General features: G+C 75.0%; 3 protein-coding genes. All 3 read right to left on the reverse strand.

Translation table 11 applies throughout. The annotated features are described in order from the left end of the window. Positions 1 to 582: cobyrinic acid a,c-diamide synthase CobB (locus tag VR44_RS33270; protein WP_045951364.1), on the reverse strand; the 582-nt coding region annotated here is incomplete at its 3' end. Beyond that, on the reverse strand, positions 576 to 1,175 hold the full coding sequence (cobO, locus tag VR44_RS33275; protein ID WP_045951365.1) for a cob(I)yrinic acid a,c-diamide adenosyltransferase: 600 nt from the start codon (positions 1,173 to 1,175) through the stop codon (positions 576 to 578). The genes VR44_RS33270 and cobO, both read right to left, overlap by 7 nt. Continuing rightward, positions 1,175 to 2,090, reverse strand: a 916-nt coding sequence (locus tag VR44_RS33280; protein WP_045951366.1) for a vWA domain-containing protein, incomplete at its 5' end; no start/stop codon positions are given. The genes cobO and VR44_RS33280, both read right to left, overlap by 1 nt.

Below are 2,090 nucleotides of genomic sequence, written 5' to 3' on the forward strand. Positions count from 1 at the left end.
GTGCCGGGACGGGGTCGCCACCTGCGGCGCCCGCCGCAGCACGCCCAGGACCGGCATGCCGGCCTCCTCCAGGGCCTCCCGGAGCATGGCCTCGTGCCGGTCGGAGCCCACCTTGTTGAGGATCACCCCGCCCAGGCGCACCTGGGGGTCGAACGAGGCGAAGCCGTGCGCCAGCGCCGCCACCGACCGGGACTGCGAGGACGCGTCGACCACCAGCACCACCGGCGCCCGCAGCAGCTTCGCCACCTGCGCCGTCGACGCCAGCTCGCCCCGCCCCGCGGCCCCGTCGTAGAGCCCCATCACGCCCTCGACCACCGCGAGGTCGCACCCGGCGGCCCCGTGCGCGAACAGCGGGGCCACCAGCTCCGGCCCGCACATGAACGCGTCGAGGTTGCGCCCCGGCCGGCCCGTGGCCAGCGCGTGGTAGCCGGGGTCGATGTAGTCGGGCCCGGTCTTGTGCGGGGACACGGCCAGACCGCGCTCCGCGAAGGCCGCCATCAGGCCCGTCGCCACGGTGGTCTTGCCGCTGCCGGAGGACGGCGCGGCGATGACCAGCCGCGGCACAGTGGACGAGATCACCACTCGATGCCCTTCTGGCCCTTCTGGCCGGCGTCCATCGGGTGCTTGACCTTGGTCATCTCGGTGACCAGGTCGGCGAACTCCATCAGCTTCTCGGGGGCGTTGCGGCCGGTGATGACCACGTGCTGGGTGCCGGGGCGGCTCCGGAGCACCTCGATCACCTCGTCCACGTCGATCCAGCCCCAGTGCATCGGGTACGCGAACTCGTCGAGCACGTACAGCTTGTGCGTCTCGGCCGCCAGGTCGCGCTTGACCTGCTCCCAGCCCTCCTTCGCCGCCTGCTCGTTGTCGAGCTGCGCGTCGCGCTGGACCCAGGACCAGCCCTCGCCCATCTTGTGCCAGACGACGGAGCCGCCCTCACCGGAGGCGCCCAGCACCTTCAGCGCGTTCTCCTCGCCGACCTTCCACTTCGCCGACTTGACGAACTGGAACACCCCGATCGGCCAGCCCTGGTTCCAGGCGCGCAGCGCCAGCCCGAAGGCGGCCGTCGACTTGCCCTTGCCGGGGCCGGTGTGGACGAAGACGAGCGGGCGGTTGCGGCGCTGACGCGTCGTGAGTCCGTCGTCGGGAACGACGGTCGGCTGTCCCTGCGGCATTACGCGGCCCTCCTGGAGACGCTGTTGGCTGACGCAGTGGGGGTCACTGCGGTACGTACGTTCTTGACGAGCCCGGCCAGCGAGTCGGCCCGCAGCCCGTCGAGGGTCACGGCGGGCGCGCCCAGATCGGCGGCCAGCGCCCCCGCGAGCCCGAGCCGCACCGGCCCCGACTCGCAGTCCACGACCACCGAGGCGACCCCCTCGGCGGCCAGCAGCCGGGCGCTGCGCCCCGACAGCTCGCGCGGGTCACCGCCGACGGACCCGGCCGAGGTGGCCCGGCCGTCGGTGACGACCACCAGCAGCGGACGGCGCGAGGGGTCCCGGAGCCGCTCGACGCGCAGCACCTCGTGCGCCTTGAGCAGGCCCGCGCCGAGCGGGGTGCGGCCGCCGGTCGGCAGCTTCTCCAGCCGGGCCGCGGCCGCGTCCACCGAGGAGGTGGGCGGCAGCGCCAGTTCGGCGCCCGCGCCGCGGAAGGTGATCAGGCCGACCTTGTCCCGGCGCTGGTAGGCGTCCAGCAGCAGGGAGAGCACCGCGCCCTTGACGGCGCTCATCCGCTGCCGGGCGGCCATGGAGCCGGAGGCGTCCACGCAGAACAGCACGAGGTTGCCCTCGCGGCCCTCGCGGGTCGCCTGCCGCAGGTCGTCCCTGCGTACGACGAGCCCGGGGCCGGAGCGGCCGCGCGCCTTCTGGTGCGGGGCGGCGGCGTGCACGGTGGCCGCCAGGTGCAGCTTGGTCAGCTGGCCGCGGGGGCGCTGGGCACCGGTGGTGCGGCCGTGCGCGGTACGGGCCCGCGAGCGTCGGCCGGCCGCCCCCTCGCCGAGGCCGGGCACGCTCAGCATTTTGGTGCGGAAGGGTTCGGCGGCCGCCACCGCGGCCTGCTCGGCCCCGCCGGCCCCGCCCTGGGGGGCGGAGGGC

Origin of the sequence: Streptomyces katrae (assembly GCF_000966975.1) — a bacterium.
Classification (GTDB): Bacteria; Actinomycetota; Actinomycetes; order Streptomycetales; family Streptomycetaceae; genus Streptomyces; species Streptomyces katrae.

Excerpts from the sequence above, each read along its gene's own strand:
- cobO (WP_045951365.1), bottom strand. The coding sequence starts at position 1,175 with ATGCCGCAGGGACAGCCGACCGTCGTTCCCGACGACGGACTCACGACG.